24 protein-coding genes are annotated in these 22,019 nt (G+C 63.2%); 12 read left to right on the forward strand and 12 right to left on the reverse strand.

All coding sequences use genetic code 11. From position 1 onward, the window contains the following. The coding region (locus QM659_RS13580; protein WP_415188819.1) for a DUF4172 domain-containing protein at window positions 1-495 on the reverse strand (495 nt) is incomplete at its 3' end. A gap of 292 nt (window positions 496-787) precedes the next feature. Here QM659_RS13580 and QM659_RS13585 point away from each other — a divergent pair. Together QM659_RS13585 and QM659_RS13590 are read left to right on the forward strand one after the other, a co-directional pair. Further along, on the forward strand, window positions 788-1,237 hold the full coding sequence (locus QM659_RS13585) for a helix-turn-helix transcriptional regulator (RefSeq protein ID WP_415188820.1): 450 nt from the start codon (window positions 788-790) through the stop codon (window positions 1,235-1,237). After that, a complete protein-coding gene (locus QM659_RS13590; protein ID WP_415188821.1) occupies window positions 1,161-1,445 on the forward strand; it encodes a helix-turn-helix transcriptional regulator in 285 nt (94 codons plus the stop codon). Before QM659_RS13585 ends, QM659_RS13590 begins: the two co-directional genes overlap by 77 nt. On the opposite strand, the gene QM659_RS13595 is transcribed toward QM659_RS13590, so the two are convergent. The 4 genes from QM659_RS13595 to QM659_RS13610 form a co-directional block, all read right to left on the reverse strand. Then, the gene (locus QM659_RS13595) at window positions 1,411-2,667 is read right to left on the reverse strand and encodes a tyrosine-type recombinase/integrase (RefSeq protein ID WP_415188822.1); all 1,257 of its coding nucleotides are present in this window, start codon (window positions 2,665-2,667) and stop codon (window positions 1,411-1,413) included. The two genes, QM659_RS13590 and QM659_RS13595, sit on opposite strands and share 35 nt — an antisense overlap. Before the next feature lie 294 nt (window positions 2,668-2,961). Beyond that, entirely contained in the window at window positions 2,962-4,539 is a 1,578-nt protein-coding gene (gene guaA / locus QM659_RS13600) for a glutamine-hydrolyzing GMP synthase (protein WP_415188823.1), read from the reverse strand. Between the two features lie 268 nt (window positions 4,540-4,807). Continuing rightward, the gene (locus tag QM659_RS13605) at window positions 4,808-5,020 is read right to left on the reverse strand and encodes a hypothetical protein (protein ID WP_303484544.1); all 213 of its coding nucleotides are present in this window, start codon (window positions 5,018-5,020) and stop codon (window positions 4,808-4,810) included. A 249-nt stretch (window positions 5,021-5,269) separates the two neighbouring features. Then, entirely contained in the window at window positions 5,270-6,568 is a 1,299-nt protein-coding gene (locus tag QM659_RS13610) for an RsmB/NOP family class I SAM-dependent RNA methyltransferase (RefSeq protein WP_415188824.1), read from the reverse strand. A gap of 138 nt (window positions 6,569-6,706) precedes the next feature. Here QM659_RS13610 and QM659_RS13615 point away from each other — a divergent pair, with 138 nt between their 5' ends. After that, complete coding sequence (locus QM659_RS13615) at window positions 6,707-6,997, forward strand: hypothetical protein (RefSeq protein WP_415188825.1); 291 nt, start codon at window positions 6,707-6,709, stop codon at window positions 6,995-6,997. Here the strand turns inward: QM659_RS13615 and guaB are convergent, their stop codons facing one another. Beyond that, complete coding sequence (guaB, locus tag QM659_RS13620; protein ID WP_303484546.1) at window positions 6,998-8,494, reverse strand: IMP dehydrogenase; 1,497 nt, start codon at window positions 8,492-8,494, stop codon at window positions 6,998-7,000. Window positions 8,495-8,770: 276 nt separating this feature from the next. On the opposite strand from guaB, the gene QM659_RS13625 reads away from it, so the two are divergent. From QM659_RS13625 to bluB, 3 genes are all read left to right on the forward strand, one after another. Further along, entirely contained in the window at window positions 8,771-9,187 is a 417-nt protein-coding gene (locus QM659_RS13625; RefSeq protein WP_303484548.1) for a TIGR01244 family sulfur transferase, read from the forward strand. Window positions 9,188-9,333: 146 nt separating this feature from the next. Further along, on the forward strand, window positions 9,334-9,834 hold the full coding sequence (locus QM659_RS13630; protein ID WP_415188826.1) for a TIGR01244 family sulfur transferase: 501 nt from the start codon (window positions 9,334-9,336) through the stop codon (window positions 9,832-9,834). Between the two features lie 8 nt (window positions 9,835-9,842). Beyond that, the gene (bluB, locus tag QM659_RS13635; RefSeq protein ID WP_415188827.1) at window positions 9,843-10,493 is read left to right on the forward strand and encodes a 5,6-dimethylbenzimidazole synthase; all 651 of its coding nucleotides are present in this window, start codon (window positions 9,843-9,845) and stop codon (window positions 10,491-10,493) included. Window positions 10,494-10,515: 22 nt separating this feature from the next. On the opposite strand, the gene QM659_RS13640 is transcribed toward bluB, so the two are convergent. From QM659_RS13640 to QM659_RS13650, 3 genes are all read right to left on the reverse strand, one after another. Further along, entirely contained in the window at window positions 10,516-11,352 is an 837-nt protein-coding gene (locus QM659_RS13640) for a class I SAM-dependent methyltransferase (RefSeq protein WP_415188828.1), read from the reverse strand. Between the two features lie 100 nt (window positions 11,353-11,452). Further along, window positions 11,453-11,773 (reverse strand): hypothetical protein, encoded by a 321-nt coding sequence (locus QM659_RS13645; protein ID WP_303484558.1) that lies wholly within the window; start codon window positions 11,771-11,773, stop codon window positions 11,453-11,455. A gap of 129 nt (window positions 11,774-11,902) precedes the next feature. Beyond that, window positions 11,903-13,471, reverse strand: coding sequence for a S10 family peptidase (locus tag QM659_RS13650; protein ID WP_415188829.1), 1,569 nt, complete (start codon window positions 13,469-13,471; stop codon window positions 11,903-11,905). 102 nt (window positions 13,472-13,573) lie between these two features. Between QM659_RS13650 and QM659_RS13655 the strand changes: the two genes are divergently transcribed. Beyond that, entirely contained in the window at window positions 13,574-13,792 is a 219-nt protein-coding gene (locus tag QM659_RS13655) for a cysteine rich repeat-containing protein (RefSeq protein WP_415188830.1), read from the forward strand. Between the two features lie 65 nt (window positions 13,793-13,857). On the opposite strand, the gene QM659_RS13660 is transcribed toward QM659_RS13655, so the two are convergent. Further along, the gene (locus QM659_RS13660; RefSeq protein ID WP_415188831.1) at window positions 13,858-15,261 is read right to left on the reverse strand and encodes a hypothetical protein; all 1,404 of its coding nucleotides are present in this window, start codon (window positions 15,259-15,261) and stop codon (window positions 13,858-13,860) included. A gap of 186 nt (window positions 15,262-15,447) precedes the next feature. After that, complete coding sequence (locus tag QM659_RS13665) at window positions 15,448-16,239, reverse strand: methyltransferase domain-containing protein (RefSeq protein ID WP_303484566.1); 792 nt, start codon at window positions 16,237-16,239, stop codon at window positions 15,448-15,450. 92 nt (window positions 16,240-16,331) lie between these two features. On the opposite strand from QM659_RS13665, the gene gloB reads away from it, so the two are divergent. The 5 genes from gloB to QM659_RS13690 all read left to right on the forward strand — a co-directional run bounded on the left by gloB (window position 16,332) and on the right by QM659_RS13690 (window position 21,565). Then, a complete protein-coding gene (gloB, locus tag QM659_RS13670; RefSeq protein ID WP_415188832.1) occupies window positions 16,332-17,135 on the forward strand; it encodes a hydroxyacylglutathione hydrolase in 804 nt (267 codons plus the stop codon). Between the two features lie 55 nt (window positions 17,136-17,190). Further along, window positions 17,191-18,255 carry a DNA polymerase III subunit delta' gene (locus QM659_RS13675; protein WP_415188833.1) on the forward strand — a complete coding sequence of 355 codons (1,065 nt, stop codon included), beginning with the start codon at window positions 17,191-17,193 and terminating at the stop codon, window positions 18,253-18,255. A 49-nt stretch (window positions 18,256-18,304) separates the two neighbouring features. Beyond that, the gene (gene metG / locus QM659_RS13680) at window positions 18,305-19,876 is read left to right on the forward strand and encodes a methionine--tRNA ligase (protein WP_415188834.1); all 1,572 of its coding nucleotides are present in this window, start codon (window positions 18,305-18,307) and stop codon (window positions 19,874-19,876) included. Between the two features lie 91 nt (window positions 19,877-19,967). Beyond that, window positions 19,968-20,768 (forward strand): TatD family hydrolase, encoded by an 801-nt coding sequence (locus QM659_RS13685; protein ID WP_415188844.1) that lies wholly within the window; start codon window positions 19,968-19,970, stop codon window positions 20,766-20,768. Further along, window positions 20,765-21,565: an MBL fold metallo-hydrolase gene (locus QM659_RS13690; protein ID WP_127077944.1), complete on the forward strand. Its 801-nt coding sequence runs from the start codon at window positions 20,765-20,767 to the stop codon at window positions 21,563-21,565. Before QM659_RS13685 ends, QM659_RS13690 begins: the two co-directional genes overlap by 4 nt. A gap of 87 nt (window positions 21,566-21,652) precedes the next feature. On the opposite strand, the gene QM659_RS13695 is transcribed toward QM659_RS13690, so the two are convergent. Next, the gene (locus QM659_RS13695; protein ID WP_415188835.1) at window positions 21,653-21,928 is read right to left on the reverse strand and encodes a hypothetical protein; all 276 of its coding nucleotides are present in this window, start codon (window positions 21,926-21,928) and stop codon (window positions 21,653-21,655) included. Window positions 21,929-22,019: the final 91 nt, after the last annotated feature.

A 22,019-nucleotide genomic window follows, 5' to 3' on the forward strand; every position in this document is an offset into this window, starting at 1 on the left:
TTCATAGTGAACGCGCTCGCGCCCGACCGGCCCCGACACGACTTGCATCGGGCCGGCTTCGGGGGTGCGCCAGGCGCCCACGGTGATACGGCTCATTCCGCTGCGTCCCGTGGGGAACAACGCCGCGTGCCAGCCGAACAGCCGCTCCGCGGTCAAGGGCTGCTTATAGTTCTGCGTGGCGTCGAGCATCATTTCCACGACGCCTTCGACATGGCGATCAGCGGCGACCAAACCGCCGATATCCATGCCGAGGCGGAGGGCGATCGAGGAACGAACCTGCTCCCGGTCAAGCACCTCGCCTTCGATCTCGCTGGACTTCAGAACGTCTTCGGTCAGGGCATGGAGGACGGCTTCCTCGCGAAGCGGGAAGCCAAGCGCCTCCATGCGACCGATCAGCCGCCCCTGTCGATGTCGCACGGCCGCGAGGCGCTGCGCGAGCTTCTCATCGCTCCAGTGCAGCTCCGGCCAGTCCGTCAAATTATGGATATACTTCATAATCGCCGCACCTTTCGCGGCGATTATAGCCGCTATTCGCCGCAAAGAGCAAGGTTAATCACCGCACGATATGCGGCGATTATCGCCCCTAATCACCGCACACGTCATGCGGAGCCGATTGCCGAAGGGGGCCGCGCGCGAACGAACGCGAATGCGGCACGCTACCGGCGGCCGATCCATCGCCATGGTTCGCCAGACGCCGGGAATGCAGCCAAGTCGCTATCCCGGCCAATTGAAGGAGGTCTGGGATGAGCACATGGAATGACGGGATCGACGACGGTGGCGCTGGACAATGAGCCAGACACAGGCCCCTCTCAGCAAACGCACCATCCGTAGGCACCAGCTTCGCGAGATCGTCCTCCTGGCCGACACGACCATTTACGACATGGAGCAGCACGGCGAGTTTCCGCAGCGCTTCCACCTGACCTCTCGAACCGTCGTGTGGGATCGCGGTGAAGTGGAGGCTTGGCTTGAAGAGCGCCGCCGAGCCCCCACTTTTCGAGCTTGTCCATCAGTGCCTGTCTGCCCCTATGCTGCACCTGGCAGTCAAAAAGAACCCGCCGATGTGTACGCCATAGCCTCCGAATACCGCACGGCATTTCGAAAGGGCTTCCAGTATCAGCATCTATCGTTCTCAATCGCCTCAGCAAACAAGGAGATTGAGCATGGCGAAGACAGAACCTCCGCAGATTCGAAGAACGATTCGACGTCACCAACTGCGAGAGATGGTGCCGATGGCTGACAGCACGATTTACGAAATGGAGCAGCGTGGCGAGTTTCCCCGTCGGTTCGCGCTCTCGCCACGGTGTATCGTTTGGGACCTGGCCGAGGTCGAGGCTTGGCTCACGGCACGGCGGACTGCCCCGATCCGTCGAGCACAGCACCCCGACGTCACCAAGCGAAAAACCCGCCCCGTCAAAGGGCGGGATCAAGCTCCATCAAGGGCATAGCTTGCGGCAAAAGCGTGGGGGCGTATTTCCGGCCGTCGATCCAGGCATCCACGGTATCCGCCCACTGCTGCATCATGTGCCGGCGCTGCACCTCATACTCGGCCTTGTTATAGACGCCGCGCGACGAACGCCCGTCTTCGTGCGCCAGGCACTTTTCGATCCAGTCGCTGTTAAAGCCCAGCTCGTTTAACAGCGTCGAGCCCGTTCGCCGCAGATCATGGACCGTGAAAGGCTCCAGCGGCAGCCCTTCCTTCTTCGCCTGTTCGACGACGGCGTAGGTGATTCGATTGAAGGTCGCGCGAGACATGGGCGCGTCCGCGTCGTACCGGGAGGGCAATAGGTATCGGGAGTTGCCGGAGCAGGTCTTGAGCGCGATCATGATGTCGAGGGTCTGCCGGCACAGATAGACGTTGTGCGGCTTCGATCGCTTCATGCGCTCCTTCGGGATGGTCCAGACGGCATTGTCGAAATCGATCTCGTCCCACACCGCATCCTGCAACTCGCTCTTCCGGACCATGGTGAGGAGGTAGAGCTTCATACCGAGGCGGATCGTCGGCAGCGTCGCGACATGCTCGAGCTGCTTGAACATGATGCGGATCTCCGCGGGCGAAAGCGCGCGATCCTTCGGCGTAAAGGTAGCGATCGAGGCCGGGCCGACGTCATCGGCCGGATTGGCGACCTTCTCGCCGTGCAGAATGGCAAAGCCGTAGATCTGCTTCAGGATATCCCGCACATGGATGGCGGTCGCAGGCGCGCCGCGTTCGACGATCTTGCCGCAGTGAGCGCGCAGGTCATCGGGCGTGATCTCCGTCAGGAGACGATTCCGCCAGACGGGCATGAGTTCGCGTTCGAAGATGGAGCGCCGCATCGCGCGCGTGCTGTCGGCCATCGTCGCGCTGGTCAGCCACTTCTCGCCGAACTGGCCGAAACTCTTTGCTTCCTTGATCCGACGCTTTTCGCGCTGCTTCTCGATGGCGGGAGACCGCCCCTCGGCGATCGCGCGCCGGGCGTCGATGCATAGCTCGCGAGCTCTGGCGAGCGATATTCCGTCACGGGCATATCTGCCGAGATAGACGGTCTCCCGCCTGCCGTTCAGCCGATAGTCGAGCCTGAACGAGATGGCGCCCGACGGGGCGACGCGCACATACATGCCGTCACGATCGGATACCTTGTACATTTTGGCTTTTGCTTTCAAGCACTTGAGTGCTGCATCGGTCAACATTGCGGGCCTCCTCGCGGAAAAGTACCGTCACGCGGTTTTTGCAGGCCGATGGCGTCGAAAACGCTTTTATTTCAGCGCATTAGTTCGAAAAAAGTACCGTCATTGGCCTCGCTTGACCTGACGGTACTTTCGTTTTTCCGGTTGATCAATGGGGGCGAGGCCCGTCAGCGAGGCCGCTGAACGCAATCTATGCCCACCGATAGGTATCGATAGGCATAGAAGGGATTTATTTTTGTTTTCAGTGCTTTAGATCGTTTCGTAGCGTAGATCCGGCGGCGTTTGGATGGGCCTGAATCATTCCCACTCGATGGTCCCCGGCGGCTTCGACGTCACGTCGTACACGACGCGGTTGACGCCCTTCACCTCGTTGATGATGCGCGTCGCCGTGCGGCCCAGAAAGCCCATGTCGAAGGGAAAGAAGTCGGCGGTCATGCCATCGACCGAGGTGACGGCGCGCAGCGCGAGCACGCGGTCGTAGGTTCGCCCGTCGCCCATGACGCCCACTGTCTGCACCGGCAGAAGCACCGAAAACGCCTGCCAGATATGGTCGTAGAGCCCGGCCTTGCGGATCTCGTCGAGATAGATCGCATCCGCCTTCCTCAGGATATCGAGCTTTTCCCGCGTGACGCCGCCGGGCAGGCGGATGGCGAGACCGGGCCCCGGGAACGGATGGCGGCCGATGAAGCTCTCCGGCAGGCCGAGTTCGCGGCCGAGCGCGCGCACCTCGTCCTTGAAGAGTTCGCGCAGGGGCTCCACCAGCTTCATGTTCATGCGCTCGGGCAGACCGCCGACGTTGTGATGGCTCTTGATCGTCACGGACGGACCGCCGGAGAAGCTGACGCTCTCGATCACGTCCGGGTAAAGCGTGCCTTGTGCAAGGAAGGTCGGCGCGCCGTGGCCGTCGGCGGCGATCTTCCTGGCCTCTGCCTCGAACACCTCGATGAACAGGCGCCCGATGGTCTTGCGCTTCTTTTCGGGATCGGCCTCGCCTTCGAGTTGGCCGATGAAGAGGTCGGACGCATCCACATGAACCAGCGGAATATTGTAATGGTCGCGAAACATGCCGACGACCTGCTCGCTCTCCCCGAGGCGCATGAGGCCGTGGTCGACATAGATGCAGGTCAGCTGGTCGCCGATGGCCTCATGGATGAGCACGGCCGCCACCGAAGAGTCGACGCCGCCCGAAAGACCGCAGATCACCCGCTCCTTGCCGACCTGCTCGCGGATCTTGCGGATCATCTCGGCGCGGTAGGCGGACATGGTCCAGTCCGATTTCAGGCCGACGATCTTGTGCACGAAGTTGGAGAGGAGCTTCGCGCCGTCCGGTGTGTGCACCACCTCCGGATGGAACATGGTCGTGTAATAGCGCCTGGATTCGTCGACGAGGATCGCGAAGGGTGCGTTCTCGGATACGCCGATCACCTCGAAGCCCTCGGGCGCGCGGGTGACGCGATCGCCGTGGCTCATCCACACCGGATAGCGCTGACCGACCTGCCAGATGCCGTCGAAAAGCGGCGACGGTTTCAGGATCTCGACATCGGCGCGGCCGAACTCGGCGGCATGGCCACCCTCGACATCTCCGCCGAGTTGAAGGGCCAGCGTCTGCTGGCCGTAACAGATGGCGAGGATCGGAACGCCGCTATCGAATACGGCCTGCGGCGCGCGGGGACTTCCCTCGCGCGTTACCGAGTCCGGGCCGCCGGAAAAGATCACGCCCTTCGGCTTCAACGTCTCGAAGGCGGCAGCCGCCGACTGATAGGGATGGATTTCGCAGTAGACACCGGCTTCGCGCACGCGCCTGGCGATCAGCTGCGTGACCTGGCTGCCGAAATCGACAATGAGAACGGCATCCGTAGTGGGAAGACCGGTCAAGAGAAGCTCCACTTCTGTCCAGAAAATCGAATGGGTCCGCGCAAGCGCGAACCCACCCCTAACATAGCCTTGTTTTTGCGCGCGTAAAGCATTCCGGCCGCAAACCCGCCGCGAGGCTTAAAGCGCCCGACTTTTAATGCGCGCCACGGATGTGCGGCGGCTTTAGGTCCATAACGGCTCTGGAAATTGAGGTTTTAGAGCGGCTTATGAATTTGAAATCGGCGACGCACGCGCCACACAAGGTGAGACCGATTTCAGATCCGCCGCTCTAAATCGCCGGACAGCTCGGCACGACGGCCGTCGCGTCCGTCTTCTTGATGTTCGCGCAGGCGAAATCGCGGAGCGGATCGGGGAGGTTGCCGTTGATCTCCGCCCAGTAGGGCAACTCGCCCTTCGTGGTGTAGGAGGCGATGAGCCAATAGCCGGCGACGGCGATGATGGCAAAGAGAACCAATGAAACGATGGCCTTGAGGAAACCCATGGTGGAAACTCGCTTGTCCTGAGTGTGAACGGTTGTCGAACCGGGGCGCGGTGCTCTTCGGGCGAAGGGTCATCGCGCGGCAGTTGCATCCCGCGCATGCTGCGGTCGTCGATACGGCTTGCCGTTGCGGCCCATGCGCGAGGATCGATAGATCCGTATTATGACTGTTCGTTAGCGGATCGGCGGCGAGCTAGGACACCGTCCCGGGGCAAATTTTAGGCAATTTTGTGCCTTTTCGCGAGAACGCTTTTATGCCGCGCGTCTGGTCAACAGCGCGATGAAGAAACCGTCCGTTTCGTGACGGGCAGGCGTGAGAAGAAGACCATGGCCCTCGCCCGCATAGGCCGTCTCGATCGTATGGCCGAGAACCTCCTTCGCGCGGCGGGCGACATCGACGGCCACGAAACCCGGCGCGCGAGCGAGAAAAGCCTCGATCTGAAGCTGGTTCTCTTCCGGCAGAACCGAACAGGTGACGTAGGCGAGCGCGCCGCCCGGCTTCACGAGGGTGGCCGCGATGTCGAGAAGCGCCGATTGCGTCGCGACGCGCTCCTCAAGCTGCTGCGGCGAAAGCCTCCACTTCGCGTCCGGCTTGCGACGCCAGACGCCCGTGCCGGTGCATGGCGCATCGACCAGAACGAGATCCATATGCCCCGCCAGCGCATCGAGCGCCGCCGTCTCGCCCGGCTGAAGCGTTTGGACGTTGCGCGCTCCTGCCCGTTTCAGCCGCTCGAAGATGGGGCGAAAGCGCGTCGCGTCCGCGTCATAGGCATATATCTGGCCTGTGTTCTGCATGTGCGCCGCGAGCGCCAGCGTCTTGCCGCCGGAGCCTGCGCAGATATCGGCGACCTGCATGCGGGGTTCCGCGTTGGCGATAAGTGCCGCGATCTGGCTGCCTTCGTCCTGAACCTCGAACCAGCCCTTGCCGTGCGCCGGGTCGGCTTCGACATTCGGATTGCGCGCGCCGCCCTCGCGCGGGGGAAGCCGCACGCCGATGGGAGACCACGGCGTTTCAACGGCATGATGGCGGTCGAACGCCTTCAGAACCTTGTCGCGTGTAGCTTTCAGCGTGTTAACCCTGAGATCCACCGGAGCGCGGTTCGCGAGCGCCAGCCCCTCGGTCGCAGCGCGCGCGCCAAAGGCCGCGGCGAAAGACGCGTTGAGCCACTCGGGATAATCGCCCTGCACGTGAGCGGGCGCCGCGGAAAGATCGTCCCTTTGAAGCCCGGCAATTTCGGCAGGCGTCAGCGTCTCCGGCGCATGCACATCGCCCGAGCACAGGGCGGCGATGTCATCCGTCGTGAGCCCCCAGGAGCGCCGCAGCGCCGCCAGCGCCACCGCGCGCGGCTCATCGCTCTCCATGAGGTAGCCAAGCGATCCCTTGCGCCGGAGGCTGTCGTAAACGAGGTTGCCGATCCAGGCGCGATCCCCCGATCCGGCGAAGCGGTGCGCGCGCCCCCAGTCTGCCAGCGCGACCGATGCCGGTCTGCCTCGGTCCCTGATCTCGGACAGGATTTCGATTGCTGCTTGAAGTCGCGCACCGGGCTGCATGCTGTCCCTTGGTCAAAAGTGTTCGTCGGCTGGCGGAGATTTGCCGATAAGCAAATGGAAAACAAGGAAAAGCCGGAGTTGTGGGGAAAACTTTCGATCAACTGACGACTATGAATGCCCGCTGGCAGTGAGGGAAAGGTGGAATGGAACCTCGGGTTGCTGACGCCCGACAACGGCATCGACAGTCAATTGAAAACGCGATCCCGCCATGACTTTGAATGTGAGCAAAATTTTCCAGAAGCCATGCGGTCGAGACGCCTCGATAACACCCCGCCGCCGGAAACACGCGATGCTGGACAAAAGCCGGGCAGGGCGATCCTGCTTGCCGATCGTGCTCGAACAGCATCGTGCCGCAAGTCGGACACGGCACGACGCTTTATGTTTCAGATGGCGATCATCTCTGCCCCAAATCGGATTTGGTGCAGCTGATCAATGGGCGCCGATCGGATAGTTCGGCGATTCACGCGTGATGGTCACGTCATGTGTGTGGCTCTCGCGCAGGCCCGCGTTGGTGATCGGAATGAACTCCGCCTTCTCGTGAAGATCCTTGATCGTTCGCGTGCCGGTGTAGCCCATCGCCGCGCGGAGCCCGCCGACGAGCTGATGCAGCACGCTCGCGACCGGCCCCTTGTAGGGCACCTGGCCCTCGATGCCTTCGGGCACGAGTTTCAGCGTGTCGCTCACTTCGGCCTGGAAATAACGGTCGGCGGAGCCGCGTGCCATCGCGCCGAGCGACCCCATGCCGCGATACGCCTTGTAGGAGCGGCCCTGATAGAGATAGACCTCGCCGGGGCTTTCGTCCGTGCCCGCGAGCAGCGAGCCGATCATCACCGACGATGCACCCGAAGCAAGCGCCTTCGCGATATCGCCGGAATATTTGATGCCGCCGTCTGCGATGACCGGAATGCCGTGCTTGTCGGCCGCCTCGGCGGCTTCCATCAGCGCGGTGAGCTGCGGCACGCCGACGCCAGCCACGATGCGCGTGGTGCAAATGGAGCCCGGCCCGATGCCGATCTTCACCGCATCCGCGCCGGCGTCGATCAGCGCCTTCGTGCCTTCCGCCGTTGCGACGTTGCCCGCGATGATCTGCACCGAGTTGGTCTGCTTCTTGATTCGGGCGACCGCGTCGAGCACGCGCTGCGAATGGCCGTGCGCCGTGTCTATCACAAGCACGTCGACGCCCGCGTCGATGAGCATCTCGCTCCGCGCGAAGCCGTCCTCGCCGACCGACGACGCCGCCGCCACGCGAAGGCGACCTTGTTCGTCCTTGCTGGCGTAGGGGTGCCTCTCCGCTTTTTCGATGTCCTTCACGGTGATGAGGCCGATGCAGCGGTACTTGTCGTCCACCACGATGAGCTTTTCGATACGGTGCTTGTGAAGCAGAAGCTTCGCCTCGTCGCGCGGGATGCCGTCCTTCACCGTGATGAGATCTTCCTTCGTCATCAGCTCATGGATGGGCTGCAAGGGGTTGCTCGCGAAGCGCACATCGCGGTTGGTGAGGATGCCGACGAGCTTGCCTTGCGGGGCGCCATTGCCGTTCGCGAGACCTTCCACCACCGGGATACCGGAGATGCCATGCGCCTTCATCAGTTCGAGCGCATCCTTCAGCGTGGCGGTCGGCTCGATGGTGACAGGGTTCACCACCATGCCGCTCTCGAACTTCTTCACCTGGCGGACATGCTGAGCCTGCTCTTCCGGCTTGAGATTACGATGGATGACGCCGATACCGCCCGCCTGCGCCATCGCGATGGCAAGCGGCCCTTCGGTCACGGTGTCCATCGCGGAAGAAATGATAGGGATGTTGAGCCGAATCGTGGGCGTGAGAAACGTTGTGACGTTCGTCTCGGAAGGCAGTACTTCGGAGTGTCCGGGCCTCAATAGCACGTCGTCGAAGGTAAGCCCCGTCTTCTGCCGGATAATGGCCATCTATGAATCCTTGCGCGCCGGGGATCGGAGGAGTCCGGCGCTGCCGTTTTGCGTGAAATTTCCAGCGGTTTAGCATTCCCGCGTCGATCTGTAAAATGGAGCGGCGCCCGCCGTTTCCCAAGGCCGATTGCAACGCCGCCATCAGCGCGCATCGCTCAATGCTCGCGATCACGCAGATTCGCCTTTGTCATGCCTCAAAACAGTTGAGATCGGCAAAGACAGGGCATATGTTTTCCTTTCGAGCGCTGAACGGCTCTAGGGAAGGAAAATTATTGCATGGAACTGCACAGGCTAACGGATGATCTCGACGTCGCGGGACAGATCGAGGTGTCAGATATTCCAGAACTCGCCTCAAAAGGGATAAAGACGATCATTTGCAACCGGCCAGACAACGAGACGCCCGGACAGCCGGCTTTCAGCGAGATCGAGAAGATTGCCGAAGCCAATGGCATCAAGACCATCTATCACCCGATCCGCGCCGCCAATGCGATCAGCGACGCCGACGCGGAGATCTTCGAGAAGGAACTGGCCGAGGCGGAAAAGCCCGTGCTCGCCTTCTGCCGCTCCGGCACGCGCAGCACCTTCATTTGGTCGCTCTCGCAAGCCGGCAAAATTCCCGCCCAGCAGATTGCGCTGACGGCCATGCGTGCGGGATACGACATCAGCCCGGTCTATCCGCGTCTCGAAAAGTAGATCTGGCAGTGACGCATAGACGGGGCTTCGGCCCCGATCTGCGTCCCATGGTCGCCTCGCGCACTGTGGTTACCTCTTCGAAGCGCGCTATATAAAGCAGACCGCGCATTGAAAAGGGGAGCTACGCCGTGATCTGTGAGGCCTGTTTGGGGATCTATCTGCTTGCGACCGCAACTCAGCCCGACCTCGCGCGGCCGTCCGACGTTCATTTCGTAGCCGACAACAGGGCCGCAGCCTCCACCAGACTCACGGAATCGCTCTCCGTCGCGCCGCAAATCCGCGTCGAAGACATTCCGGCCTACGCCGCTCAAGGCATCAAGACCATCATTGCGAACCGCCCCGACGGCGAAGCCGCCGGCCAACCGACCTTCGCGGAGATAAAGAAGGCCGCAGAGGCGAACGGCATCACGGCGATTTACCTTCCCATCGAAAGCGCCAGCGCTATCTCGGACGCCGATGCGGCGGCCTTCGGCAAGGCGCTCGATGAAAGCAAGGGCAAGACGCTCGCTTTCTGCCGCTCTGGCACGCGCAGCACGCTTCTTTGGTCTCTCTCCCAAGCGGGTAAACGCTCCGCTCTCAACATCGCGCAAACAGCGGCGCAAGCTGGCTACGACGTCAGCCCGATTCTCCCGCGTCTCGCGAAGTGAGCGCCGCCATGATGCCAGACACGGAGGTGCCGGTGTTCGACGAGACCTTTCGTACGAAGCTTGAGGATCTCATCATATGGCGACGCGACGTGCGACGCTTCCGCACCGACCCGCTGCCCGAGGGCGCCATCGAACGCCTGTTGCGCCTCGCCTGCCTCGCGCCCTCCGTCGGGCTCAGCGAGCCGTGGCGCTTCGTGCTTGTGGAAAGCGCCGAAAAGCGCAGGCTGATCGCCGCCAATTTCGAGGACGCGAATGCTGAGGCGCTGTCGTCCTATACCGGCGACCGCGCGTCGCTCTACGCCTCGCTGAAGCTGGAAGGCATTCGCGAGGCCCCGGTGCAGCTCGCCGCCTTCGCGGAGCCGGACCCAGAGAAGGGCCGCACCGTGGGCCGCCGGACCATGCCGGAAACCGTCGCCTATTCGGTCGTGAGCGCGATGCACACGCTGTGGCTTGCCGCGCGCGCGGAGGGCATCGGCATGGGTTGGGTGTCGATCCTCGATCCCGTCCGCGTGGCACGCGATCTCAATGTGCCGCCGCACTGGCAGTTTATCGGTTATTTCTGCATCGGCTACCCGCTGGAAGAGGCGCGCACGCCCGAACTCGAACGCGTGAACTGGGAGCGGCGAAGCGATCCGGCGACGGTCATGATCAGGCGCTGATGCGCCCGCGCGCGATTCCCGCTTATTTCTCGAAGGTGAACACGCAATAACGCATCGCGCCCGTCCGGTAGGCCGCGAGAATGAGAAACAGCGTCGCCGCGAATGCCTTGTTATGCGCGCCGCCGCCGAACAGGAACGCCCGATAGCGGGCGTCGCTCGCAAGCTTGGCGAGACTGCGCCGGATGCAGATCGCCCAGGTTCGTCTCACCTGCCCGCTGATGTCGTCCACGCGTGCGACGCGAAAGCCCGCGCTCCCGGCCAGCGCGCGATAATCTTCCTCCGTGCCCATGCCGGGCAGCCGCCCATAGCGGCAGATGCGTTCGAGAAGGAGGCTGTCGACACTCCCGAGCGAACCGCTTTTCGCCAGCCACGCGCAGACCGCGAGCCGCCCGCCACGGCGAAGCACGCGATGCGCCTCGGCAAAAAAGCGTGCCTTGTCAGCAATGTGCTCCGAGCTTTCGATGGCATAGGCGCGGTCGAAGCTCTCGTCCGCGAAGCCGTTTTCCAGCCAGTCACACAGCGCGATCGAGACGCCGGGTGAGTTTCGCGCCGCCGCCATTCGAAACTGGCTTTCGGAAATGGTCACGCCGTCGAGCGCCACGCCGTAGCGCGAAGCGAACAGCCGGGCCGTTTCGCCATAGCCGCAGCCGATGTCGCAAACCCGCATCCCGCGGGTGAGGCCAAGCCTCTCCGCGACGAGAGCGCTTAGGGCCTCGGCGGCTTCCGCGCTCGTCTCGCGACCGGTGCGCCAATAGCCGTGATGGACGTGATCGCCCCAGATTTCGCGATAAAATCCGTCGAGTTCGTTGTAGTGCAGCGCCACGGCGGCGCTCGTTTGATCGGCATTCGGAAAGATCATGAAATCCTCGCGGCGGCTGGCTGATTTGTGCTGCCAACGCCCGGGCGCGCGCCGCGTTTCATCGCGCGCGATCAAAAGACCGCGCGCGTCACTTTCCCGGCTATTTGGCGGCCTTCTTCGCAGGCTTCGCATCGGCTGCCGGGGTGGCCGCCGGAGGATCCTCGGTCGACACGGCGGGCGCGGCCGCTTCTTCCTGATACCCGGCCATGGGCGTTGCGTTACAGCCGACATTCGCATCGGCCCAGCAGCCGCGCGACGCGAGAAGCCCGAACCCGGCCGCCGCAGCATGGCCCGCGCCGGATGCGCCCGAAATGCTGCTGCGGTTGACCGCGCCGCCGTAAAAACTGCCGGACGCCTGAGCGTTCACTTCCGTCGCGCCCGCCACAGCCAAAACGACGCTTGTCAGCACTATTCTTTTCATGCCCCACCTCCCTTTATTCGGCATAATTTAAAGGGAGAAAATGCGGGATTCTATCGAATCGTATGAAAATAGCCCGCGTTGCGTAATTTTCGGTCGTCATTGTGATGTTTTTGGCACCAGAACGCGCCTCTATCTTTGCGAAGTCTCATACATCCGCCGCACATCGCGAGTGAGCGCCTCACGCGAGGCGCCGCGGAAATACATCATATGGCCGCCGCGATAGACGTGCAGCTCCACCGGGGCCGCGCCTTCGATGGGGCGAAGCTGCCCGATCAGATATCTGGACAGCGCGTATGGTGTAACGAGATCCGTATAGCCGTGGGCGATGAAAACCTTGAGCGCGGGGTTCTGCGTGCGTGCCCGCTCGATGAGTTCGACGCCGCTCGCCTCATGAGCCCGCTTCCGGTCCCCCGACCAGCGGCGATTGGCCGTTTCGTTCAACAGGCGATAATCGAGGTCGGTGCGAAATCCGAGATCCTGCGCGATGTAGGTCGCGGCCGCCGGTGCCAGCACGCTCGAAGCGCCGTCGAGGATCACGTCGAACCTGTCGTTTTTGGCGGGCATCGGAAGCGGAGCGCTGACGGTGGCATCGTAGCGGCTCAGCCTCCGGTTTGTCGCGCGCTCATATTCGTCGAAGAAGACGTCGTCCGGCGCGCGGCTCTGGTTGCGGGCGACAATCTCCGGGGAAAGCCCCGTCAGTTGCGAAACCCTGGCCGTTATGGCCTCGCTTGGCACTCTCCCGCGCGCGACATGCACGAGATAATCGGTCGCTGCGAAGGCTTCGGCCTCGCGCGCGATGTTGTCCACCGTCGTCTTCGTGCCGTCCTTCAACTCCGCGGCCGCGACCGCGAGGGAAGGGAGGTCGAAAGCCAGCGGCAGAACGTTGAACCGATTGCCGCGCAGAAGCGGAAAGTCGAGCGCGGGCGAAATCAGCACCGCGCCTTGCACGTCAAGGCCGGCATCGAGCAGCTTTTCGGCGAGGATCGCGGCGCGAAGGCCACCATAGCTCTCCCCTGCGAGATAGACCGGCGCGAGGCTGCGTCCGTTGCGCGAGAGCCAGCCCCTGATGAACGCGGCTACGGAGTTCGCATCTTTCTCGTCGCCCCAGAACGCGGCCTCCTTGTCATCGCCGCCGCCAGTGGCGCGGCTGTAGCCCGTACCGACGGGATCGATGAAGACGAGATCGGTGAAGGCGAGCCATGTGGCGGGATTGTCGACGAAGCGGACGGGCCGGAGCGGCGCTGCCCCGTTCTCCGCGAACGGAACGATGCGGGGCCCGAGCGCCGCGATATGCAGGAAGGCCGATGCCGCGCCGGGGCCGCCGTTGAAGACGAAGGTCGTCGCGCGCGCGGGGGCGTTGGCCGCCTGATAGGCGACGTAGAACATCTTTGCCGCCACATCACCTTGCGGGCCGAGAAGCGGCAGCGTGCCAGCCGTAGCCTTGTAGGCGAGCGGTTTGCCGTCGAGCGTGACCGTGTGCTGCGTGACGCTGTCAGCGGGCAGATGCTGTGTGAAGCCGCCTCCGGCTTGCGACGGGGCCGGTGATGCCTCGCGCTTGACATCGGTTGCCTTACCGAGCGGCGGGTGGCCTGGAGGCAGATCCTGCGCGGCCGCAGCGTGACAGAAAAGCCCCGTCAACGCCAAAGCGCCGATCAAGGCCTTGAGATAGCTTGTTACGCTTCTATTGCGAACCGACACGCGAAAGCCCCCTTGCCGTCACACCGTCTCCTAAGATGGCGCTTAGCCAGGGCATTTCAATTCGAAGGAGAAAACATGCCAAAACTCAGGATTTGCGCGGTAATGATGGCGCTTGCGGTTCTCGGTTCCGGCCAAGCAGTGGCGCAGGCCGACCTCAAGGCGGTCTGCAAGGCGGATTATTCGAAATTCTGTTCGGACGTGACGCCGGGTGGCGGTCGCATCATCGCCTGCCTGAAAAGCCATCAAAAAGAGTTGCAGCCCGCTTGCGCCGCCGGACTCAAAGAACGGGACGCAAGAAAAGAAGGCGGACAACCGCGCTGAAGCGCGGCGCTTCCGGACAAATCTTCAGAAGTTTCGGCCGATAGCGAAGCCCATTGCCGGGCCGATCAGAACCAGCCACATTTGCCGTGGCTCCATGACGTCGCACACAGAGCGGCGTTCGACAGGAATTGTCCCACGGGAGCGTGCGTCAGCGAGAGAAGCGCGCCCGTCCCCGTGATGACCGCGACCGTCGCCGCCGCCGCGACGAGATACCAGAGCCGCGCGAGGATCAGCGTGATCTTCACCGGGCCCTGCTCCTGTTCCGTGAGGCTCACTTCGGGGTGATCCGAAATGCTCTGCGCCGCCGTCCGCGCGCCGGGCGTGAAGCGCGCCAGCACGCCGGTCAGCCCGATGATGAGATGCACGGCAGCCGGAACGAGCGGCGTCATCAGCATGCCGGTCACGAACAGACCTTCCGACCACGGCGCATAGAGCGCCTTGTTCATCAGCGCTTCCCAGTTGAAGCGGGGAAGATCGGCGGAGGTGAGCGCGAGGTTCAGCACTTCGAGCGTGTTCGGCAGCAGCAGCGCCAGAACGATCATGAGCAGCACGCCCGACAGGAACGTCCCGGCGACGACGCCGATCACGGCGAAGCGGCCTTTCAGGTTCGGTTCGGCGGTTTCCTCCTTGCGGATGAGAGAGCGCGTCACAGCCCACGAGAGCCAGTCCACCGAAGCGTTCGTGATGGGAAGCAGGATAAAGAAGAGAAACAGGAGAAACGTGAATTCGCTCGCGAAGGCCAGTGCCGCGCCAGCGAGAACCGCGACCGTGATCGAGAACAGCACGGCGCCGGCCAGCGCGAACGCCATCGTAAGAGCGAAGGCCAGCGCAAAACCGCCCGCCATCGCACCCAGCACCGATGTCGCGTTGTTCTGATGCCCGGAAAAGGCGGACGCCACCGCGAAAGCGATGGAAAACGCGATCATGAAGGCGAAACCGCCGAGCACGAGGCGAGAGATGGTTTGCGCCAGCGCTTTGTCGCCGCCGAATGTGGTCCAGGCGTGCTCGATGAGGCGCACGAGGTTGCGGAATGCGACGAGGATGACCGACGCGATCACCGCGAAAGCCGCGGCGAAGACCAGCACCTGAAGCCACGAGATCTTTTCGATCGCGATTCCGTTGGTAATGAGCGTGAGGGTTAGAAGCGAGATCGGGAAAATGAAGGCGATGGCGAGGCAACGTTCAAAGGCCTGCCCGCTGAAAGGGGCACCGAACCACTCGTCGAGCCATTCTCCCAGCCGCCGCACTGTCACGAGCCAGGCGTTGAAAGGCGACGCCGCGCCGAGGCGGTCCTTGAGTGCTATCCGGTCGGGATAGCTCGCGAGCTGGCTCGACAGAGCCCGGTCGGGAAACGGCAGGAGCCACGCAAGCACCGTTGCGAGCAGCGCGATGAGCGCGGCCATCACGGAGATCACGCCCCACCCTTGCCAAACTGCCAGAGAAACGCCTGCTTCTGCCGCCGAATGCATGCGTCCGTCCCCTCTGTTGCCCCGCATTTGGGTTAGCAACCTGAACGGCCTCGCGCAAGCAACGCCTGCGCTTGTAGCTGCTTATCTTCGCGGATGATGTTGCCGCGCGTCTATAGATGGCGGGCGGGCGTGTCGGGGCACGGTCCGCATGGAAGCGGCGTGTGCGAGATGGCTTCCGAAGACGGATCAATCGCCGGTTGAATCGGCGCGGAATGCGGGCGAGCGAGGCTTACGCCCGTCGCCGGGGCGACGATGAGCAGGGCTCAGGCCGTTCAACGCCGGCATCGACGCAAAGGCGCGCTTCTTCACCGAAACGCGCACCTCGGCATAAGCCATCTTGACCGCTTCCACGATCAGCACCCCCGCGAAAGCGGGCCAAAGCCTGGCGCCGACACGCTCCCACGCGGTTGCGGCAAACGGCAGATGGCGGGCGCGAAAGGGCGGCGCGAACAAGCACGGCGTCACGCCCACGGGCTCGAACAGCGCATCTCGCAGCAGGTCTTCGATCTGCCGGAGACTGTAGGGCCGCCCATGCCCGAATGGCGTGGATTCGAAGCGTGCCCACGCGCCGCGGCGGTTCGGTGCGACGAGGATCAGCCGGCCGCGAGGCATCAGCACGCGCCAGATTTCGCGCAGGTAATCGTGACGGGCGTCCACATGTTCGAGGCCATGCACGACGAGCATGCAATCCACGGACTTGTCTCGCATCGGCAGCGCGGTTTCGGAGACGAGGGCCGCGCGGAAAGGGCCTTCGCTCGGCCATTGCACGGCGCCCTGCCGATAAGGCATCAGCGCGGCCGTGGTTCTCGCCTCCCCGTCAAACGCGCGAAGATAAGGAGCCGCGTAGCCAAGCCCCACGACATCCAGCCCGCTTAAATTATCCCACCGCGCACGCACGCGGTGCGTGATGATGCGGCGCGCGAGTTGCCCGAGTGGCGAAGCGTAAAAATCCCTGAGGTGCGAGACATCATCATACATAAAAACGAACCAGCATTTCGTCTAACCGGGTTTAACGCGCGGGTGGTTTATCTTAAGTCTGGGGTGACCCATATTTGTGATCAGGTGCAGCAATGTCCCATCTAGAAGTTCGACTGTTCCCCTGTCTAAGCGACAATTACGGCGTTCTGATCCACGATCCGGTTACGGGGGTCACCGCTTCCATCGATGCGCCCGACGATGACGCCGTTCGCACGGAACTTGAAAACGCGGGCTGGACGCTGACGCATATTCTCGTCACGCATCATCATTGGGATCATATCCAGGGACTTCAAGCCCTGAAGCGGGACACGAACTGCACCGTCTACGCCCCCGCGCGGGAAGCCGCCGAAATCCCCGTTCTCGATGTCGAGGTGCATCAGGACGATCGCGTGCCCTTCGGGCGGTTCGAGGTGGAGGTGATCGAAACGCCGGGCCACACTCCGGGTCATGTCGCCTACTTCGTCCCCGACGCCATTCAGGCCGAGATCGCAGGCCAGAAAAGCGGGCTGGCGTTCGTCGGCGACACCCTTTTTTCGGTCGGATGCGGCCGCGTGAACGATGGTCGTTACTCCGACATGTGGCACTCGCTCGAAAAGCTGATGCGGCTGCCGGAGCGCACGCTCCTCTATGTCGGCCATGAATACACGCAGTCGAACATCAAATTCGCGCTTTCGGTGGAGCCGGAGAACATCGCGCTGCACAAGCGCAAGGAAGAGGTCGACCGGCTCCGGGCCGACGGCAAACCCACGCTGCCGGTCACGCTTGCCAAGGAGCTTGAGACGAACCCGTTCCTGCGGCCGTTCAGTCCTGAAATCCGTAAATCGCTCGGCATCGGCCCGGACGTGTCCGACGAGTCCGTGTTCGAGGAATTGCGGCGGCGCAAGGACCGCTTCTGAGGACAATGCACCGAGCGCGCCCGCGCGCTTCCGCCGATACGTTTCTGGAGGCACCATGGCAAGGCGCAAGGGGAGCGAAAACGAAGCCGAAGCGGCGGGCGATCCGCTCCACCCGCGGCTTACCGACGGTCTCTTCGGCCACGAAGAAGCGGAAGCGATGTTTCTGCGCTCGTACAACGCGGGCGCTCTGCATCATGCGTGGCTCGTCACGGGTGAACGCGGCATCGGCAAGGCGACCTTCGCCTGGCGCGCCGCGCGGTTCCTTCTGAGCCGTCACGGCGAAAACGCAGCGGCGAACCTCACCCCCGCAACCACCCTCGACGCGCCATCGACCCATCCGGCCGCGCGCCAGATCGCGGCGGGCGCCCATTCCTCGCTGTTCGCGCTGGAGGTTTCCGGCGCTTCCACCATCGGCGTGGACGAGGTGCGAAAGTTGCGCGCGTTCCTCGGCCTCACCAGTCCCGGCGGCTGGCGCGCCATGATCGTCGATCCGGCGAACGACCTCACCATCGCCTCGGCGAACGCGCTCCTGAAGGCGGTCGAGGAGCCGCCGCCCCGCACGGTGTTCTTCCTCGTCAGCCACGGCGCCGCCGCCGTGTTGCCGACCATCCGCTCGCGCTGCATCACGCTCACGCTGCATCCGCTCCACGCGGAGCCGTTCGCGAACGCGGTCGAATCTGCCTGCGCCCGTGCCCGCCTGGACATCCCCGAAGCCGAGCAGATGCAGCGGCTTCACGCGCTTTCGAGCGGTTCGGTGGGGCGCGCGCTCGATCTCATCGGCGGCGGCCTCCTCACGCTGGCGGACAAGCTTGAGCGCGTGATCGATAGGCTTCCCCGGCTCGACCACGCCGCCGTCCACGATCTCATCCAGTCGGCGAGCGGCGCAAAGAACGCCGACAAGTTCGAGAGGCTTTGCGACCTGATCGAGGAGCGCATCGAGGCGCGCGCGAAAAGCGCGGCGCAAGGCGGAAGGGGCAATACAACGCAAGCCGCGCTGTGGGCCGTCGCGTGGCAGGGCTTCCGCGAGCGTCGAATCGAGACCGACGTGCTCAATCTCGATAAAGGAGCCTTTCTGTTGGCTGCATTTTCCGATATGGAACGTATTGCCAGAAAGGCGTGAGCTTCCGCCAGTCTAACGTACCTTTCCCCGCCATCCCGACCATTGCGCCATGACAGAACAACAAAAACCGCATTACACGATAACCACTGCCATTTCCTATCCGAACGGCGAGCCCCACATCGGCCACGCCTATGAGGCGGTGGCGACGGACGCGATGGCGCGCTTCAAGCGGCTCGACGGGCACTCCGTGTTCTTCCTCACCGGCGTGGACGAGCATGGCCTCAAGATGAAGCAGACGGCGGCGAAGGAAGGCATCACGCCGACCGAGCTTGCCGACCGCAACACGCCGAAATTCGAGGAGATGCTCGCCCTGCTCGACGTCTCCCACGACGATTTCATCCGCACGACCGAGCCGCGCCATTACGAGGCGGTGGCCGAGATCTGGCGCCGCATGGAGAAGGCGGGCGATATCTATCTTTCCGGCTATCAGGGCTGGTACTCGGTGCGCGACGAGGCGTTCTATGCCGAGAGCGAGACGGTGCTCGGCGGAAACGGCGTCCGCCTCGGGCCGCAGGGCACCCCCGTCGAGTGGACCGAGGAGCAGACCTATTTCTTCCGGCTGTCGAAGTACGAGAAGAAGCTGCTGAAGTTCTACGAGGAAAACCCCGGCTTCATCATGCCGCCGGAGCGCCGCAACGAGGTGGTCAGCTTCGTCAAGGGCGGTCTGCAAGATCTGTCGATTTCGCGCACGACGCTCGACTGGGGCATCCCGGTGCCGGACGCGCCGGGCCACATCATCTACGTCTGGGTGGACGCGCTCACGAACTACATTACCGGCGCGGGCTTTCCGAAAATCCGCTCGAAGACCTGGAAGGAGCGATGGCCCGCGCAGGTGCACGTCATCGGCAAGGACATCACGCGCTTTCACGCGGTCTACTGGCCCGCGTTCCTGATGTCTGCGAAACTGCCTTTGCCCGAGCGCGTTTTCGGCCACGGCTTCCTGTACAATCGCGGGGAGAAGATGTCGAAGTCGGTCGGCAACGTCGTCGCGCCGAAGGATCTGGTCGACACTTACGGCGTGGATCAGGTGCGCTATTACTTCCTGCGCGAAGTGCCGTTCGGCCAGGACGGCAACATCACGCACGAGCAGATGGTGAACCGCATCAACGCCGACCTCGCGAACGACCTCGGCAATCTCGCGCAGCGCTCGCTGTCGATGATCGCGAAGAATTGCGCGGGCGCCATCCCGGAACCGAGCGACCCTGCGGCCGACGATGAGCCGATCCTTACCGCGTCCGCCGCTCTACTCGATGCAAACCGCGAGTTCATAGACCAGCAGGCGCCGCACAAGGCGCTGGACGCAATCTGGAAAGTGGTCGCCGACACGAACAAATATTTCGCCGTGCAGGAACCGTGGGCGTTGAAGAAAACGAACCCCGCGCGCATGGGCACCGTGCTTTGGACGACGGCGGAAATCGTGCGGCGCGTGGCTATCCTCGCGCAACCCTACATTCCGGCGTCAGCGGCGAAGCTTCTCGACCAGCTCGGCGTCGCGGCCGAAGATCGCAGCTTCGACGCGCTCGCGCGTCCGCTGAAGGCTGGGACGAAAATCGCCACTCCACAAGGCGTCTTCCCGCGCTATGTTGAGGAAGAAGCGGCGAAGGCCGCAGCCGCAAGCTGATCCTTGAGACCGGCGCTCCTGCCGCTCTCATTCGAGGCATGCGTTGGCCGCGCCCGGCGCGATCCGCAGCGGCAGGAGACTGGTCTGGGACATGCTTGTCGATAGTCATTGCCATCTCGACTTTCCGGAATTCGAACCTCAGCGGGATGAGGTTGTCGCGCGCGCCAGGGAGGCGGGCGTCGGCCATATGGTCACCATCTCGACGCGCGTGCGGAAATTTCCGTCCTCCGTCCTGCCGATTGCCGAGCGCTATCCCGAAGTGACGTGCTCAGTGGGCACGCATCCCCATTACGCCAGCGAGGAACGCAACATCCCGCTGCCCGACATCGTGGCGTTTACGCGCCATCCGCGTGTTGTCGCCATCGGCGAGGCGGGCCTCGACTATTTTTACGACAAGAGCGCGCGCGAGGATCAGCAAACCGTCTTCCGCAAGCACATCACGGCGGCGCGGCAGACGGGTCTGCCGCTCGTGATCCACACCCGCGACGCAGAGGAAGACACGGCAGCGATCCTCGCCGAAGAAATGGCGAAAGGGCCGTTCAAGGCGCTGCTGCACTGCTACACGAGCAACCGCTCGCTCGCGGAAGCAGCGCTGGAACTCGGCCTCTACATCTCGTTCTCGGGCATCCTCACCTTCCCGAAATCCGGCGAATTGCGGGAGCTGGCGGCGACCGTGCCGCTCGACCGCCTGCTTGTCGAAACGGACTCACCCTACCTCGCCCCGCCGCCCTATCGCGGCAAGACGAATGAGCCGTCCTTCGTGAGGTTCACGGCCAGGGTGCTGGCGGAAGCCAAGGGCGTAAGCGAAGCGGAGCTTGCGGCGGCGACCACCGACAATTTTTTCCGGCTTTTCGCGAAAGCAAAAGCCGCGGCGGGAGGTGGCGCATCATGACGCTTCGCTTCACCATCCTCGGATGCGGCTCCTCCACCGGGGTGCCGCGCGTCGGCAATGACTGGGGTGCGTGCAATCCGGCGAACCCGAAGAACCGGCGGCGGCGCAGTTCCCTTCTCGTGGAGCGCATCGGCGAGAACGGGCGCACCGTCGCGCTGATAGACACGTCACCCGACATGCGCGTGCAGCTTCTCGATGCAGACGTGAAGCAACTCGATGGCGTCGTCTATACGCACGATCACGCCGACCATACGCATGGCATCGACGATCTGCGCATGCTGTCCTATCTCCAGCGCCGCCGCATCGACCTTTGGGGCGATGCGCGCACGATAGCCCTCTTGCGCCAGCGCTTCGACTACTGCTTCGAGACGCCGTCCGGTTCGAGCTACCCCGCCATTGTCGAAGGTCACGTGATCGAAAATCATGCTCCGGTCACCATCGACGGTCCCGGCGGCCCGATCGTCTTTCAACCTTTCCGTCAGATCCACGGCGACATCGACTCGCTCGGCTTTCGCGTCGGCGGCCTCGCCTATTCCTGCGACCTGAACGACCTGCCGCCCGAGTCGCGGCCCATCCTTCGCGATCTCGACGTGTGGATTCTCAACACGCTGCGCTACACGCCTCATCCCAGCCATCTCACACTGGAAAAGGCGCTGACGTTCATCGCCGAGATGAAGCCCAGGCGCGCACTGCTGACGCATCTGCACATCGACCTCGACTACGACGATCTCGCCTCGCGGCTTCCCGCCCATGTCGAGCCTTCGGTCGACGGCATGGTGCTGGAACTGGAGAGCTGAAGCGCGCGGCTCCAGGCATCGCTTTTGCGTGCTTCGTCTCGTCGTGCGTGCCGTCGGCAGAACTGCTTCACACTTTGCGGACGCGCTTCAGCGCCGCCGGTCGAAGTCGATATAGCCGGCGCAGGTGTCCTTCACGCGGATATCGGCGCCGACGAAGCGGCAAATCTGTGCCTTGAGGTTCGGATTGTCGCGGATTGCAGCACCGGTCACCCGCGCGCCGTAGGCTTGCGCGACCTTGGCGAGGTTCTCGTCCTCGCACCACGGTGTCACCGCCAACTGCCCGTTAACCACCTGCGCTTCGTCGACGCATCTGATCTTCGCCGATGAAGGGGCGATCGCCAGCAACGCCGCCGCAATCGCCAATCCCGCTGCAAGAGGGAGCCGGTGCATCCAAGCCTCTCTTTTATAATGTGTTAACCATGACTAGCCGAACACGGGAAAGCCGCTCAAGGTC

The sequence above is a fragment of the Rhodomicrobium sp. genome, assembly GCF_047605405.1.
In the GTDB taxonomy this organism is placed as follows: Bacteria; Pseudomonadota; Alphaproteobacteria; order Rhizobiales; family Rhodomicrobiaceae; genus Rhodomicrobium; species Rhodomicrobium lacus.